The organism is Burkholderia sp. IDO3 (genome assembly GCF_003366075.1).
Taxonomy (GTDB): Bacteria; Pseudomonadota; Gammaproteobacteria; order Burkholderiales; family Burkholderiaceae; genus Burkholderia; species Burkholderia anthina.
In genome coordinates this window covers 760,750-777,005 of sequence record NZ_CP028963.1, presented here as the reverse complement: position 1 = coordinate 777,005, position 16,256 = coordinate 760,750, and the positions used below count along the sequence as shown (strand labels likewise).

Below are 16,256 nucleotides of genomic sequence, written 5' to 3'. Positions count from 1 at the left end.
ACATGAGCAAGACCAAAACCACCGGACTGCCGGGCCTCACCTCGGCCCTGAAGAACAAGCTCATTCAGCAGGCGCTCGAGCGCAAGCTGCGTGAAGCCGGGCGCGAGCAGCCCGCGGCCGCGCCGGCGGCGGGCCGCAGGACGGCGGCTTCCGTGCCGGAAGCCTACACGCGCTTCGACCAGTATCCGGGCTATCGGCAGTTGCGCATCATGAGCGACGGCGCGGCGCGCCTTGGCTTGCGCAGCCCGTTCTTCAAGCTGCATGAAGGGACGGCCGGTGCACAAACCCGCATCGGCGGTCATACGTACGTCAATTACGCCAGCTACAACTACCTCGACATGTCGGGCGACCCCGTCGTCTCGCAAGCCGCGAAAGATGCGATCGACCGCTACGGCACGTCGGTATCCGCGAGCCGCCTGGTGTCGGGCGAACGGCCGATCCACCGCGAGCTCGAACGCGCGCTCGCCGAGCTGTACGGCGTGGACGACGCCATCACGTTCGTGAGCGGCCATGCGGCCAACGTGACGACGATCGGCTACCTGTTCGGGCCGCGTGATCTCGTCATTCACGACGAACTGATCCACAACAGCGTGCTGCAGGGGATCCAGCTGTCGGGCGCGAAGCGCTTTTCGTTCGCGCACAACGACGCCGATGCGCTCGAGCGGCTGCTGACGGAACAGCGGCATCAGTTCGAGCGCGTGCTGATCGTGCTGGAAGGCATCTACAGCATGGACGGCGACTACCCCGACCTGCCGCGCTTCGTCGACATCAAGCGCCGTCACCGGGCGTTCCTGATGGTGGACGAGGCCCATTCGCTGGGCGTGATGGGCAAGACGGGGCGCGGGATTCGCGAGCACTTCGGCCTTGCCGGCGATGCCGTCGACATCTGGATGGGCACGCTGAGCAAATCGCTGGCCGGCTGCGGCGGCTATATTGCCGGCGAGACGGCGCTCATCGAGCATTTGAAATTTCTGGCGCCGGGGTTCCTGTATAGCGTGGGAATGCCACCGCCGGTTGCGGCCGCTTCGCTCGCAGCGCTGCGGCGCATGCTGGAATTGCCCGAGCGCGTGGCCACGCTTCAGGCGCGCGGGCAGTATTTTCTTGCGCAGGCCAAGGCGGTGGGAATCGATACGGGCAGCAGCGCGGGAATTGCTGTCGTTCCGGCGATTCTCGGCAGCTCGCTACGGGCGACCAAGTGGTCGGACGCCCTGTTCGAACAAGGAATCAATGTGCAGCCCATTCTTTATCCGGCGGTGCCGGAGCAGTCGGCGCGGTTGAGGTTTTTCATCGCTTGCACGCATAGTGAAGCGCAGATCGACCAGACCGTGCAGGCAATGAAGGGGTTGCTCGAGAAACGATAGTCCCGGTACGTTGAGTACGCGGTCCATTCCAATTCCAAATCAATCAACGACTCATGAAAATCGCTATCGCCGGCACCGGCTATGTCGGGCTTTCCAACGGTATCCTGCTCGCTCAGCACCACGAAGTCGTCGCACTGGACATCGTTCCCGAGAAAGTGGAGATGCTCAATCGCAAGCAGTCTCCGATCATCGATACCGAGATCGAGGATTATCTCGCGAACAAGCGCCTGAACTTCCGGGCGACGCTGGACAAGCACGAGGCCTATGAAGGGGCGGACTACGTCATCATCGCCACGCCGACGGACTACGATCCGGAGACCAACTACTTCAATACGCGCTCGATCGAAGCCGTGATCAGGGACGTGAAGGCGATCAATCCGCGTGCGGTGATGGTGATCAAGTCGACCGTGCCGGTCGGATACACGGCGAAGGTTCGACAGGAGCTGGATTGCGATCAAGTGATCTTCTCCCCCGAATTCCTGCGCGAAGGTCGCGCGCTGCACGACAACCTGCATCCGTCGCGAATCATCGTCGGAGAACAATCGGAACGAGCCAAGGTGTTCGCCGAACTGCTTCAGGAAGGCGCGATCAAGAAGGACATCTCGGTCCTCTTTACCGACTCGACGGAAGCGGAAGCCATCAAGCTCTTCGCGAATACCTACCTCGCGATGCGTGTGTCGTACTTCAACGAACTCGACACCTACGCGGCGACGCACGGGCTGGATACGCGGCAGATCATCGACGGGGTTTGTCTTGATCCGCGGATTGGTAGCCATTACAACAATCCGTCGTTCGGCTACGGTGGATACTGTCTGCCCAAGGACACCAAGCAGCTCCTCGCCAACTACAAGGCCGTGCCGCAGAACCTGATTCAGGCGATCGTGGCGTCGAATACGACGCGCAAGGACTTCATCGCTGAAGACGTGCTGCGTCGCAAGCCGAAGGTGGTCGGGATCTATCGCCTCATCATGAAAAGCGGGTCCGACAACTTCCGGGCGTCAAGCATCCAGGGCGTGATGAAGCGGATCAAGGCGAAGGGCGTGGAGGTCATCGTGTACGAGCCTGCGCTGAAGGAATCGGAGTTCTTCCATTCGCGAGTCGTCGAGGATCTTGAGGCGTTCAAGACGGAATCGGATGTGATTATCAGCAATCGTATTGCTACATCGTTAGAAGATGTAGCAAAAAAAGTTTATACGCGGGATCTTTTCGGAAGCGATTAGCAAAATTTAGGAGCCGCCTCTAGCCGGCCTTAGATCAAAAAATTCCATACCTTGCATGTAGATCTCTTTACTTAGGTCGCTATCGAATGCGTGCGTGATGCCGGCATATTCAATGAAATTGATTCTCAGTAACTCACACGCCAGGAGGTTTTCCGCTTGGCATCGTATTCACTAAGCACCCGTATGGAGTTCCGATGTTATGTTAGTGCAGTTCGATCAGCCGCCCATATCAGCGCAAAAAAATAGATATGCCGGCGATGATCAGATGCGATTTCGACACAGTAGTTGCAGTCGCACTGCTCCTAATGCCCGGCGACATCGCGAGAACACCCATCGGTGCACAAAGAATTCAGGACGCCCCCACAACATACGGTCGAGCTCCTCAATGAGGTACACGCAATGCAAGAAAGCGAATTTTTTTTCGAAGACGAAAATATAATCTGCAAGCACACTCCAAGTCTCAAAAAAACCGACGTCGTAATAATATGCTTTGGAGACAAATCGAATCTCCACAAAAAAGGCCAAGATCTATTTTGGGGGGAACGACTTATCACCAAAACCGGATATTCTTTCGTCGGAATTATGGCAAAACGGCCAAATTGGTACCCCAAAGAATCCATAAATCGCGCAGCACAAGTTTTATTCTCCAAAATATCGGCATCCTGCCAAATAATTGGGTACGGAGGATCGATGGGAGGCTATGCCGCTATCAAATATTCAAGACTCTTAAAATTCACTCGGACCATAGCTTACGTACCTCAAGCCACCATCGACCCCGAGATAATAAACGACCATCGGTATTGCGATTTATTTGATCCGATTTTGAACAAAGAGATGACGATCGCCCAAAGCGACATTACTGGCACTATAGTAATGGTGTCAGATCCTCGTCATCCGATAGATGAATCACACGCGCAGTACATAAAAAGCATATACCCGGAAACGCACAGAATACCGCTTTGCTTCACGGACCATCATGCGACATCGATCTTAGCTGGGTCGGACTTTTTTCTGGCCATCCTAAATTACTCAGAAAACCCCAACAAAGAAAATCTTATCGCAGTTCGAAAAAAAACAAATTCATTAAAGATAGAAAATAAATTTTACATAGAAACACTAATTTCACCAAGATGGGAACCCCATTCACTCAAGGCAATTAAACATATATCAAGAAAAACGGATATCCATAAAGTAAAATTCGCAACCCTAAGCGAATACCGAAATGGAATTCATACATTTAATGGAAATAAAATAAATAACCTAAGACCCAATTGGATAAATCAGGCGATTTCAGAAGAGCATCTTGCACTGGTCAGCTGGAATGGGAAAATTCTTAGCAAGAACACGAAAACGGGCGCAATCGAAGCAATGGATGCCAACACACTTCAACACCAATCAGATGAGTGGGAAATAGCATCAATAGAAAAACAATTCAATACTGGTGTTTTGCGCGTACGAAACTTAGCTGTCGTCTACGACTCTACTTCCGTGACCTTTGGCACCGAAGACACCACCACTCCTCTGCAGTCTGTTATACACTACCGTTTCACCAATGGTCGAGTCGCACTATCGGATGGAAAACAAGTCGTCAGCACCGAAAGGAATGGAAAACTCAGCCTGAGAACATCTCAAATAAATCGCTGGGAGCTATACACACCAATCTAATTAACCCAAACCGCACCCCATTAACTCAATTAATATAGGGTAAATTATGATTAAATTAGGTATAGCCGGCATTGTAAAGGACGAAGCCGATAGTTTATTGGAGTGGATTGCCTACCATCGAATAATCGGAGTCACTCACTTCTTCATCGCGAATAACGACAGCACCGACGGAACTCGCGACATGCTCGCTGCTCTCGAAAATTGCGGGATTGTCACACTAATTGATTTTCCTACTATCGAGAATCAAAAACCACAACTACCTGCCTACGCATCACTGCTGGATTTATCCAGAAAAAGCTGCGACGCCATTGCCTTTATTGACGCCGATGAATTTCTTGTCCCGACAGATGGAGCGTCAACCGTCACGCCAATAATAGACAAAATTTTTTCGGATCCGTCCGTATCGGCAATTGCCGTCAATTGGGCAAATTTCGGTTCGTCCGGCCATCTTTTCATCGAAGATGGTCTTGTCATCGATCGCTTTACTCGTCGCGCCAAGCGGGAATGCACGGTAAATCATCACTACAAGACAATAGTGCGTCCCGACAGAGCACTTCATTTTCACAACCCGCATCACGTAAACTTAGAATCTGGTCGATACGTTACGACGAACGAGCGAGATATCGTTCCACACATCAAGCATGGAAATGGCTTAAGCAACTCTGTCATATGGGATGGCGTGAGAGTCAATCATTACGCAACCAAATCACTAGAAGAGTTTTTGCTTGGAAAAAGTAAACGCGGGAGCGCTTCAAAGGAAGGGCGCATTAAGCATAAGCGATACTTTCTACACCACGATCGCAATGACGAGGAATGCCTAATAGCAGCTCATTTTTCCATCGCAACAAAGGCCGAAATGGATAACTTGTCCGCAATGATCAACGCCAGCCCTGAGCTCCCCACTCCCGCAAATAAAAGTCGAATATCTAAATTTTTTACCTGGAGTGATCGCAAATAATCATCTCAGAACAACTCACCTTACTCGCTAAGACGATATATTATCAATAGCATGAGTATCTTGCCGTCGGTCCGCATCGAAGCAATGCGAGCACAAACAATGTCCGCAACGCCTCTTGCACTTAGCATTGCCCTGCGTACACACTAGGATCAATCTGATTCTTCAGACGGGGCGCATCGCGCGACTGTTATTCTTCGGCAACTTTGGACCATCCTGTAAGAGCGCCTTCACAGCTCTGGCGCAGCCTCAGCATATAAAGGTAGGACGGGTGGCTCCCTTTCCGTAACCATCGTGCCAGCAATCACATACTTAACGCCCGCGCTTCCGATAGAGTACACGCGCGGCGTTCCGCAGTACAACTCGCTCAGCATACGGACCTACAAAGCCAGACCCCGTCCAACCGACCGCACTCGAGCACGTCGGAATCAATGGATCGACCGGCAGCTTCGCTCCAACCCCGTAAACTCGCAAATGTCTAGCGATACAGGAATCGAGCCGTCGCTTCGCAGCTCGGTCCCGCGCTGTCAAAGTGTTTCCCCTCTCAACAACACAAGGAGAGGGATTATTTTTTGAGCAATCTTATGACACCACTCAACAAAAATTATCGAATTAACAACCCGATATCACGACGTGCCGCGATTAAAATTTTCATTCAGAGATCAGATGTTTCTCACCAACGCTGCGGCAACGGTTATACAATTCACCCTCAAAAAAAGACTCATCAATTTCATGATACATCTCTTCTTGAACATCTATTTTCTTAAATAGCGCATCGAAATTCTTTCTGAAATGTGATGCGTTATCAATGGGAACGCTAGCAAGTCCTCTATTTATTTTCTTCACAAACTCGCCCCTCGATTTCACTTGATAATGATTTAACTGAAAAACACTATGATCTATTTTATCAGAAATACCATTTTTCTTCGGAAAATCAATCAAATCGCCATTCGGGCGAATGTATTTTCCAGAAATAACCTCACAATGATGAACCTCCATTTTCAAGATCCGATCCGGTTTTAGCAAAGTTTTGATATGGTAATTATTATCAAAATCTCGAAACCTCCCCCATTTAAATTCCTTTGTCACGAGATCATAATCCGAATCCAGTTTTCCTGAACTGCCATACGTCAGCCAATTTACTCCAATAGCTGACACATCATCAGGGAAAGCTCCCATAACATCCCTAAAACTTCGCCCGTCCTTCACAACCAGAAATTCATCAAGGTCGAAGTATGCCAGCCAATCAAATCCGCCCGCGTGATTCTTAATAAAATCATTATATGCGGACTGCTGCGCGGAAACGCCATTAACATTCTTCCAGAATATTCTTTTAACGGGAAGAAAACCAGACAGCTCATCGATTATCTTATCCGATCCATCATCACTTTCATTATCATATATTGCTATATAATCAAACCCGAGGCCGAGATGATAAGAAATCCATTCCGCAAGATAGCGCCCTTCATTTTTTGCAATAGCAACGAGGCCAATTCTCATTCGACCTCCCTCGGCACCGACTTTAGCATTATCACCTTACCTCCAGAAAACAAAACCAATACTCAACAAACATATTAATTTACAGCATTTAGATCAATTTCAATCGGCGACGGCACCGGATTACAAGCCATAGGGAACTTTTTCGTACATACACGCGGCTTATCTCCGTTTGGAAGCTGTGCGTAATATCGTATCGCCCCAATTTTTTTACCTGTCCCGCTTACTCCCAAATACACCGGACCACTTAGCGGCGCCGAATTCTCCATACCTCCTGGGATTGTCAAGGCGGTAGTTTTTGCAGATTTTTCGGTTTGAATTAGATATTTTCTATTAGATAAATCAATAGTCGAGATCACATATCTCGACAAAGGCTTACCCAATATCTTCACATAAACAGAGACCTGCTGTTGACCGGCATCACTCCCTTCGTTCTCAAATTCAACAGGCATTTTTATCGAACCAGTGCCTTGTATAGCTATTCGCTCGTTAGACGAATCCAATCGTTTATCGATCCAGGTTCCGCCGCTGTAACTCGCTACATAGGCCCCATTTCGACCTTCCTCGTCATATTTTGTATAAAATATGATAGGCTTGCCGTTTTCTCCAGCGACAACTCGTGCGTTGTTTCCCAATCCCTCGGAAGGGCCTGGATTCATCACCAAAGACTTAGAATCTGGAGAAATAGGCAAAGTCAGTCGCGCGCCCTTCGCCGAAAAGAAATTAATAAAATCCGGCGTTTTCACGTAACTAATTGCGAAATTTGATTTAACGTCGCGATTTTCACGCCACACAATGGCGATATGATAAATTCCGTCAGAATCAAGGAACGGTGACGATGGATAGGCACTAACGCTTCGCCCAGACCAACTATCCTCATAAATCGGCTTATCAACCAATCGAACCCATTTTCCTTTTACAAAATGATTTACATACCATAGTCCGTTTCCGCTGCTTCCATCTCGATAAAAAAACAGCAGTCCTGCCGACTTCGCCCGGAGGAAAACTGGATACGTCACTCGATCTTCATTTAACCCTGTCATCGCATCCAATTTCATTCCCTCGATACTTCCCGGCTGTTGAGCATGCGCGTACACCAAAGGTGAATCATGCATATTAGCAGCCACATGAAGTATCCCATGGGCATCTAAGGCAAGCTTAGGATACTTATGGCTATCCCATCCGCTAAATCTCGAAGACAATCGAATCTTACAAAACATATTCGTTGACGGTTCAAGACTCGCTACCGTCAACCATCGATCCTTATCATAATATGCAGTATAGATTTTTCGCCCATCGCTTATCCCCTCATAGCCAATCAGAGTCCCGGACCATCCTTGATCCACGACATACCGACTCATACCACCCGAGGCTACCTCGGGCGTAACTTTCTGACAATCAGGAAAAACCGCACCTTCCGATGCCGTCCAGGCCGTGCTCCCCCAAAGAAGGAATAGCCACGTTGCCATATATCGCTTTGATCTAACCATTTTTTACACTCTCTAGACATCAACTTAAATCGATAGTCACCACGATAAAAGCACGGCCTGCTCTTCCATAGCAAGTTACTAAATTATACTTCCTTCGAATTCACGCTATTCTCTCTCATCATCGCAACGTCTCGAATTGCACTCAACCACTGATCGGCGATACCACTTTTTCGTAGCAATCGCGCCTTCTCGAGAGCATTCTTCCTAATATGAGTCCGTAATTGCTTACTGTTGAGCAACTTCAATATTGCGCGGGCCCAATCATCTGGGTTATTTTCGACGACCAATCCCGTTTGCCCATTGAGGACACTCTTATAAGCCGGAACCTTGCTGTATACCGCCGGAGTACTGACCAGAGCGTAATCAATTGCCTTGATATCAGACTTACTCCTATTAAATTCATTATCAACTAATGGCGCAATCGCAATTGTCGAATTCGCGCAAACCGCTCGGAACCATGGAACAAAATCATGATACTCAAACAATGATTCCGGTCGCTCGATTTCATCCCCCATCGACAGGCGCTTACCGCCGCCAATTTGAATAATATGTAAGTTGGGCATCTCCGCCTTTACCTTAGCCAAGGCAGCCTCCACCATTTCCAAATCAGCGGCGTGAGATTTCGATCCCATATAAATTAATCGCTGCCGCCCATCTTTGAAATTATATTCCTTGGCAACCTTATCCACTAAATTCTGATTTAATGGAGCGCACCAAAGATCCTCATCCAAGGCATTTGGAATTACTTGCACATTTCGTGCAACAGATCTCAACTCACTCGCCAAGATATCCGTCGAGCATGTAACCATTGACGCCCGAGCAGCCAACTTCAAAATAGATGAGGCCTGAGCTCGGTCAACTCCATGATCTTTATGCTGCGCAGGCAACTCCCACAACATGTCGTCTATTTCATAAATCCAAGGCAATCCAGCCTTATCCAAGGCGTCTAAAACTCGAGCAGCATCCTCTGGTTTTAACGCATCCCGTTGTATCAAAAGTGCGTCTAGTTGAGTTACACCGCCCGCAAGGAGCCAAGGAACCGAAACCGAACGAGCATCCAATTCACCCGTTGCTGCAGCAGCAGCTAACGGACGAAGAACTCTAATATGAGCCGTGGGCCAATGTCGTCCGCGACTCACCCCTTTAAGCAACATACCCAAACGGAGCATCGGCGGTTTCTTCGGCTTCATCACCGATCGATAAATCGATCGATATTGCGTCGCCATATTAGCAGTGGTGTTATAACTACCTTCGGTGTCCTGCCAATGCCTAATAGATTGTAATTTTTTACTATAACCGTCACCATCACTAAGTTGACGATTAATGTAAGAAAAAACTTCCTCAGCGGACGAACTCGGAGGCATCAACCATCCGCCGCCGGTCGAACGAATACGATCACCGACCGCTCCAAGGTCAATTCCAAGCACCGGAATTCCACAGGACCACATTTCGGTCAAAGTGTGACAGTACGTCTCTGGCCAAATTGACAGAACTAGACCAATGTGCGGCTTGATTGAGGCGACCTTATCTTGAAACTCATTTCTCGCATAGATTCCGTGATGCACCCCGATATGCTTCAACTGAGATATTGCGTTTCCGAGAAAGTGAAATTCAAATATACCCTTCGTATCGAGTTGCGCCATTTTCTCCAATATCAGAGCACCTTTCGTTACAGAAATATTCCCTGGTATAAGAATTCGAATGCGTTCTCCGGCACGGGGAGCCTCCCCAAGCATCGCAAATGAGGAAAAGTCTCGACCGTGAGGGATAACATTAAATTTCCCCCCCTGACTTGGGTAGACGTCCGAAAATATCGAAACCGCAGATGGAGTTGTCGTAATGAGTTGGTCACAAGACTCCAAAAAGCCGAGCATAGTCTTGCGCCAGCGCACAGAAAAGCCGTCCGGAATGTTATGCTTCGGCCACAGTGGATTTAATTTCGCGCCTGATAGCTTTGTTCCGCAGTATTTGTTGTCGGCATCGATCAAGTTAACCGAATAACATACACCATAGAAATCATGCGCCGAAAATATAACCGGAATATGCAACGCTTTAGCCGACTCTGCGAGTCCAACACTATGCCAAGCAATATGTCGAATATGTAGCAAGTCAATCGAGTGGCGATACATCATATCCAGGACCATTCGATCGTATTCTGCAGAGCGGTGCGTATACGGATCAATTTCTTGAGAAATATCTTTACATTCAATTTCAACGAGCTCGCTTCCTCGCAGATGCGAAAGCGTTACCCGCATGCCATCAGAGCGCAAAAGCCAGCAATCATATCGACCTTGCATCGCACGCATCAAGTCCATATTGGTCTGAGGCGTACCACCAGTCTGAGTCGAAATAACGTAAAGAATTCTGGGTAAAATATTCCTTCTACGCGCCGATGCTAGACGCCCTCGAATCCGAGCCCGAAGAAGTGAAAATTCCATATCAGAAAAACGTCGGGTTAAAACTTTATACTCCGGATACTCCTGGAGAACTTGCTTCGATCCCGCGGCAATAAGCGTCGTCTTTTCACCTTGAAAACTTTGTGATCGCTGGTGAAGCACATAAGCCTTATCACAAACGACGTTTACCCAACCGGCGTAGACGGCGCGCATGCAAAATTCATTTTCCTCTCCGTATCCACGAGGAAATTTTTCTTCGTCAAATGCTCCTATTTCATTTAGGGCAGCTCTTCTTATATACATACAGAATCCATTACCCGTAGGTACTGGAATTCCGACGCCGGCACCGCTTTGCCTTACGACATACCCAACATCTTCAGGACTCAAATGCGGAGGGCAAGGATTAAATTGCCCAATTTCGGGAACAGAAAATGCCCCAGAATTATCCGAAAGAGCAGTGACTGTAGCGACTCTCGACTGCGCATAAGCGCAGTATTGCATATTTCGAAGCCAATCTTTGGTAACTGTCGTGTCACTATTAAGTAAGACGATATCCCGATTAGGGCACAAATTTATCGCGGCATTAATATTTCGCGTGTAACCGAGATTGACAGAATTTCGCTGGACTCGAAACCCGGACACCGCCTGATATTCTTTGAGCAGTTGCGAAATCCGCGGATCGGGACTCGCATCATCCATGACCAGAACTTCAACATCGGAAGTTAGGTTTGCCGCCAGAGACGAGAGGCACAGAGATACAGCCTCCCAAGCATTGTATACAGGTACAATTACTGTAACCGGTAGAACATCCCCTCTCTGGAGCGAAGGCAGATACTCCGACAGCGGAGTTGATCCTTTGGGCCGAGCGTCTTCGATTACCCGAACTCCATTCCTCAGAGTGCCTCCTCCGGCACGAATTTCGATTTTTTGCCCTTTTTCCAGCAGTCCTGGTGGAAAAGGAATAAAAAACCCCGCAATCTTTCCTTCCATACCCGCGCGTGAAACATCAGGACGATTAATCGATGTATCAATGGAGAAAATCGCCTGCCCTTCGACCAGCAATTTCACCTCTATCCGCTGCCCGGGTTTGGATGTGTCAATAGCCCATCCAGTCACGCCCTTTTCATCAACAACGTCCACATTGCCCTTGATGCGACTTGAGGCGGTTGATTTTTGTGCACCCGATGACGTGGATATTTTGCTATCGATTTTCTTTACATTACGTTCCAAAGACGCGCTTTCTTTTTGCGAAACCACTTCATCAGCGGATTTGATTAACTTCTCCCGCTCCTCAGAAACTTTCACCTCAATACTCGGAGTCCCTTTACGTTCAGCGTGCTCAATCTTGATCGCTCTTGCATCGCTGGCGCGCTTCTTTGCAACCACATCACCCCGCTCGTTTGGAAAAGCACTTCTTGCTTCACCTTTTCCATGCCGAATGAAATGGACCAACGGATTTATCTTCGCTTGCGCCACATCCGGATATTTATCCAGATAATAAAATGTGTTGAAATTGGGCCCAGGGTTTCTTCCTTCAACCGCACCATGAAGTAGATAATGCAGATGCGGATCAACCCCAGCATCGGCCACGTCAGGATACTGCGTCAGATACCAATCGACATCAAACAATCCAGAATTTTGAATCAGAACGGCGTCTCGATTTGCCGGCTTACCACCAATATCGTCTACTGAATAGCCAGCGACTCTCCGTAATTTCTTCCAAATTCCACCACCGGCTTTCCGGGGCACATCCGCTTTGTCAGACATCTCTTTACCCTCGGCTTCTTTATTGCCAGTTTCGCCCTTCCTGAATTGATGACGCACGTCATTCCCTTTGCTCATTTCCTTTCCCTCGATCTGCACATCATATTCATTATTCTAAATTCCCGAAGGTCCCGCGCAAAAATCGGTGCCAACGGACTTAAATCTTTGAATAAGCGCTTATGCCCTCTTCGACATCCTCAAAAACGTCAACACGCCCATCACGCAACAAAAGAACGATATCGCACAGCTTCCTAACTTGCCCCATACCGTGCGTGACAAGTATTAAATTTGACTTCCCAGTACGTCGCTTAAACTCTTCTTCTGCTTTCGCTCTAAAATGAGCGTCTCCAACCGACATCGCCTCATCGACCATGTAGTAATCGAAATCGAATGCCAAACTCATTCCGAAACGCAATCTCGCGCTCATGCCAGACGAATAGGTCTTCACTGGTTGGTGAAAATAATCCCCAAGCTCAGCAAATTCCTCAACATATGCGATTATCTTTTCCATTTGCGGCCCCTCGGCACCGAGGGTTCGACATATGAATTTCACGTTCTGTCTACCGGTGAGCGACCCTTGAAATCCTCCGCCGAGTCCGACTGGCCAGGATATTCTCTTATCAGTAATTATCTTCCCGCTGTCGGGGACATCTGTGCCGCACAACAAGCGCATGAGCGTACTTTTCCCCGCGCCGTTTCTACCGATCAGAGCGATATTTCTATCCGGCGGAACAAGGAAGGAGAGATCTCGAAAAATATACTTCCTTCCTTGCTTCGTCACATACGATTTCGTGAGATTTGATAGTTCAATCATATCGGAGGCACCCGTAAAATTTGGCGCCTGCTCCTATATAGCACCATCACAATAAACATGAGCACAAGCGACAGAACAAGCGGATAATTATAGTTTAAAATACTTGATTGAGAGTACCCATCAAACATCGCCGCACGAATGCTCTCAATGATCTCAACATACGGATTCCACTCCACAAGTGGCATTTTATCAGGTGGAATTTTTGATATTGGAAAAAACACGCCCGAAGTGACATATAACGGGATATATACCAACTTGCACGGTCGTGCGGCAGCCGGAAAGGCATGACCAATGATCGCAAAGAGCACACCAAATGCGAACGAGAGAAATATCCCCACCACCAGCGCCCATATCCAGGCTGGCGGATCGTTAACTAAAACATCATGATCAAACCAAACTGCCAAAAAGAAACAAATTATTATATAGGCGCAGGAATACATGCATATTTCGACGATCAATCGCGCCACAAAGGCGTCGAATGGCATTACCTGTCGATACGAAAATAACCCTTGATTCGCCGTCAAACCATCGGACACTCTCCATGCAATATTTCGCATCATATGGAATGGAACGATGCCGCTGACCATGAACATCACAACATCCACACCGGATAACTGAATAGTTCTAACAAAGGTGTGAAACACCAAAATAATGGCCAAGATCGCTAGTGGCTCCATAAGGACCCACAAGAAACCCATTCTCCGCGCGCCGAACCGAGTCTGCATTTCGCGCATAAAGAGCGCAAACATTACTGATTTGACGATTGCTAGCGATGAGCGTCGAATTTTGAACGTAGATTCTAATTTCTCCATCGCTGCCTCCGTTAGTAATTGCTTACAGATCGACCCAAAACCAGCACCTGGACAATTGGCCCAATTATCTTCTGCATCTCGTAAACAGGCGAATTCGTTACATACACTGTATCGTCCGATTGAACAAGAAAGCTTTTTGCGAGAAACATTGAAACCGGCTCTCGCATATCAAGGCGAAACACTTCTGCCTTGGACTTCCCGCCGTCATCTCCTTGAGCCAAGCGGAATACAAATACCCCACTCGGATTAGCCATATGTTCACTCAGACCTCCTACCGAACCCAACACCTCAAGCAGAGTAGGGGAAGCCGAAGGAAAATCGTGTAGCCCCGGCTGCGTTACAGCTCCCATGGCCACAAAGCGCTTACGTGATCGCTCCAGGACAATTTCCGAATTCGGTGGCACCGAAATATTGTTTCCAGACAATAAATCCTGGTAATTAAAGACGTCCACCGTCTTACCAGTACGCAGAGTCACGTTAATCAGATAAGGATCCAATAATGGCCCTCCTGCCTGATTTATCGCATCCAGCAACGTGAGAGGCCCTTGCAATGATGTGAAACGCCCAGGGTTCTTGACTGCACCCGCAACTAAAACGGATCCGGATAAGTCACCGACTAGCTCTACATGCACCTGAGGCTCGCTAGCACGTCCCATAACGCCTCGCCGAATCACGTCTTCCACGTCCGCTAAGGTGAGACCACTGACTTTCTTCGCCCCCATATAGGGAAGTGAAATTCTCCCCTTCGCGTCAACACGCACTTGACCAAAAATTGTCCCCCCCTTAGCGAGAGGAGCGAATACGGTATTTTCAGTTCCGTTATCATCAGAAATCATTACCTTCAGTACATCACCAGGAAGCAAACGCACCTCAGGAACAATCGGTGCGGCCACCTTCCTTAAGGGGGCTGTTTCTGCCGGTTTCATATATGCGACTATATTGCTCGGAGAAAGATCAATAAGCTGATAAGGATAATCTCCGTTATTCATTTTCTTATCCGAGGTAATACTGGTCATAAGCGGACCAGCACCAGAAATCGCCCCACACCCACCTAAAGTCACGAGACAAGAGAGCAGCGTCGCCCCCATTGCATAGCGCACGCGCTTCGGACCCAAATTATTAGATGCCAATGCTTTACTCATCTCGAAGTACTCTTCCATTCAGTCTTTATGATCATTTATCGTTGCGATAACAAATAATGTGATTCCATAAACCAACAACGATATAACAAGCACTGTGAACAGTCCATACAGTCGTTTGGGCAGAAGTGATTCGTCCGGCATGTTGGGATTCACCACTACTATCAAACTGCGCAACTTTCTGACCGCCTCGACACGAGCATTGTCTAACGAGGTAACCGCCGCCTTGTAGGTATCCTCGGCAATACCAGCATCTATCTCCAGATTATGGTACTTGGATGCCGCCACGTTAAGTTGGCCACTTGAATTTCTTGCAATCAACTTCTTTTGTTCAGCGATAATTTGCTGTTGAATTGCTTGAACTTGAATTTTTTGCTGTCTAACTTGAGGACTATCCTCGCTAAGACTCGCCCGCATACCTCTCAGCGTGGTGCTCGCCTTCGTCAAATCTGCTTGCAACCCGGTAATCACACTATTTTGTGCTAGCGCAGTTTGCTGCGCATCCAACATATTGTTGTTGCTTTGAAAATGCAAGAGCGAATCCCTCTTGACTTCAAATGTCCGGCGCGAACGCTCCAACTCCTCCTCAGCAAAATCAACTTGCTGACGAGAGAGGCGATGCGAAATATCGTTAACAAACTGATCGCTTTCTGAAATAATTACAGCCAATGTCTTTTCGGCAAATTTTTTATCAAATGCCTGCACCTCAATTGTCAGCAAACCTGTCTGCTCGTCAATATTAGCCTTTACCACACGCTGATAGTATTTGAATAACTCCTCTTGCGAAGCATTCGGCGATAGACGAAACCAGAAATCGCGAATATTACCCGAGTAATGGCTACTCCAATTTATCTTCCTCTGCAAAATATTCAACATATCCTGAGAAAGAATAAATTGACGAACGTAGAGGGTTTCTTCAATTGAGCTAGACATCCCACCGCTCAATAACACGGCCAAACCAGGCATTTGTGCAGAGGTAGCGCCTCCGCCGCCGTCTGAGCCGACCTTCTTCACCACCACTTGGGATGTACTTATGTACCGGTCTCTCGCCAAGAAGACGTAGTAAATGATAGCCAGCAACATAGGCACAACAACTATGCCAATAAAGAGCCTATATTTTTTTATATTACCGATGATCATTTT

At 48.1% G+C, this 16,256-nt stretch carries 11 protein-coding genes; 4 read left to right on the top strand and 7 right to left on the bottom strand.

The genetic code is table 11. The features are described 5' to 3' along the window. Positions 1–2 precede the first annotated feature (2 nt). The 4 genes from DCN14_RS18070 to DCN14_RS18060 all read left to right on the top strand — a co-directional run bounded on the left by DCN14_RS18070 (position 3) and on the right by DCN14_RS18060 (position 5,204). Entirely contained in the window at positions 3–1,361 is a 1,359-nt protein-coding gene (locus tag DCN14_RS18070) for an aminotransferase class I/II-fold pyridoxal phosphate-dependent enzyme (protein WP_096504992.1), read from the top strand. Between the two features lie 53 nt (positions 1,362–1,414). Then, the gene (locus DCN14_RS18065; RefSeq protein WP_096504994.1) at positions 1,415–2,581 is read left to right on the top strand and encodes a nucleotide sugar dehydrogenase; all 1,167 of its coding nucleotides are present in this window, start codon (positions 1,415–1,417) and stop codon (positions 2,579–2,581) included. 399 nt (positions 2,582–2,980) lie between these two features. Beyond that, positions 2,981–4,246: a hypothetical protein gene (locus DCN14_RS38030; protein WP_143331677.1), complete on the top strand. Its 1,266-nt coding sequence runs from the start codon at positions 2,981–2,983 to the stop codon at positions 4,244–4,246. A gap of 46 nt (positions 4,247–4,292) precedes the next feature. Then, positions 4,293–5,204 (top strand): glycosyltransferase family 92 protein, encoded by a 912-nt coding sequence (locus DCN14_RS18060; protein WP_205212608.1) that lies wholly within the window; start codon positions 4,293–4,295, stop codon positions 5,202–5,204. A gap of 648 nt (positions 5,205–5,852) precedes the next feature. Here DCN14_RS18060 and DCN14_RS18055 read toward each other — a convergent pair. From DCN14_RS18055 to DCN14_RS18020, 7 genes are all read right to left on the bottom strand, one after another. Continuing rightward, positions 5,853–6,701: a glycosyltransferase family 2 protein gene (locus DCN14_RS18055; RefSeq protein WP_096504996.1), complete on the bottom strand. Its 849-nt coding sequence runs from the start codon at positions 6,699–6,701 to the stop codon at positions 5,853–5,855. A gap of 74 nt (positions 6,702–6,775) precedes the next feature. Beyond that, the gene (locus tag DCN14_RS18050) at positions 6,776–8,044 is read right to left on the bottom strand and encodes a BNR repeat-containing protein (RefSeq protein WP_162826222.1); all 1,269 of its coding nucleotides are present in this window, start codon (positions 8,042–8,044) and stop codon (positions 6,776–6,778) included. Between the two features lie 227 nt (positions 8,045–8,271). After that, positions 8,272–12,426: a glycosyltransferase gene (locus DCN14_RS38025; RefSeq protein WP_143331678.1), complete on the bottom strand. Its 4,155-nt coding sequence runs from the start codon at positions 12,424–12,426 to the stop codon at positions 8,272–8,274. A 79-nt stretch (positions 12,427–12,505) separates the two neighbouring features. Then, positions 12,506–13,129 carry an ABC transporter ATP-binding protein gene (locus DCN14_RS18035; protein WP_346265276.1) on the bottom strand — a complete coding sequence of 208 codons (624 nt, stop codon included), beginning with the start codon at positions 13,127–13,129 and terminating at the stop codon, positions 12,506–12,508. Between the two features lie 29 nt (positions 13,130–13,158). Next, positions 13,159–13,974, bottom strand: a complete 816-nt coding sequence (locus DCN14_RS18030) for an ABC transporter permease (RefSeq protein ID WP_096505002.1) — start codon at positions 13,972–13,974, stop codon at positions 13,159–13,161. A gap of 11 nt (positions 13,975–13,985) precedes the next feature. Further along, on the bottom strand, positions 13,986–15,134 hold the full coding sequence (locus tag DCN14_RS18025; RefSeq protein ID WP_240327390.1) for a polysaccharide biosynthesis/export family protein: 1,149 nt from the start codon (positions 15,132–15,134) through the stop codon (positions 13,986–13,988). Further along, complete coding sequence (locus DCN14_RS18020) at positions 15,135–16,253, bottom strand: ABC transporter permease (RefSeq protein WP_096505004.1); 1,119 nt, start codon at positions 16,251–16,253, stop codon at positions 15,135–15,137. Positions 16,254–16,256: the final 3 nt, after the last annotated feature.

What these genes read in the sequence shown, in the direction of transcription:
- DCN14_RS18060 (WP_205212608.1), top strand. Translation starts at nt 4,293, where the DNA reads ATGATTAAATTAGGTATAGCCGGCATTGTAAAGGACGAAGCCGATAGT.
- DCN14_RS18070 (WP_096504992.1), top strand. Translation starts at nt 3, where the DNA reads ATGAGCAAGACCAAAACCACCGGACTGCCGGGCCTCACCTCGGCCCTG.
- DCN14_RS18065 (WP_096504994.1), top strand. Translation starts at nt 1,415, where the DNA reads ATGAAAATCGCTATCGCCGGCACCGGCTATGTCGGGCTTTCCAACGGT.
- DCN14_RS38030 (WP_143331677.1), top strand. Translation starts at nt 2,981, where the DNA reads ATGCAAGAAAGCGAATTTTTTTTCGAAGACGAAAATATAATCTGCAAG.
- DCN14_RS18030 (WP_096505002.1), bottom strand. Translation starts at nt 13,974, where the DNA reads ATGGAGAAATTAGAATCTACGTTCAAAATTCGACGCTCATCGCTAGCA.
- DCN14_RS18055 (WP_096504996.1), bottom strand. Translation starts at nt 6,701, where the DNA reads ATGAGAATTGGCCTCGTTGCTATTGCAAAAAATGAAGGGCGCTATCTT.
- DCN14_RS18020 (WP_096505004.1), bottom strand. Translation starts at nt 16,253, where the DNA reads ATGATCATCGGTAATATAAAAAAATATAGGCTCTTTATTGGCATAGTT.
- DCN14_RS18025 (WP_240327390.1), bottom strand. Translation starts at nt 15,134, where the DNA reads ATGGAAGAGTACTTCGAGATGAGTAAAGCATTGGCATCTAATAATTTG.
- DCN14_RS38025 (WP_143331678.1), bottom strand. Translation starts at nt 12,426, where the DNA reads ATGAGCAAAGGGAATGACGTGCGTCATCAATTCAGGAAGGGCGAAACT.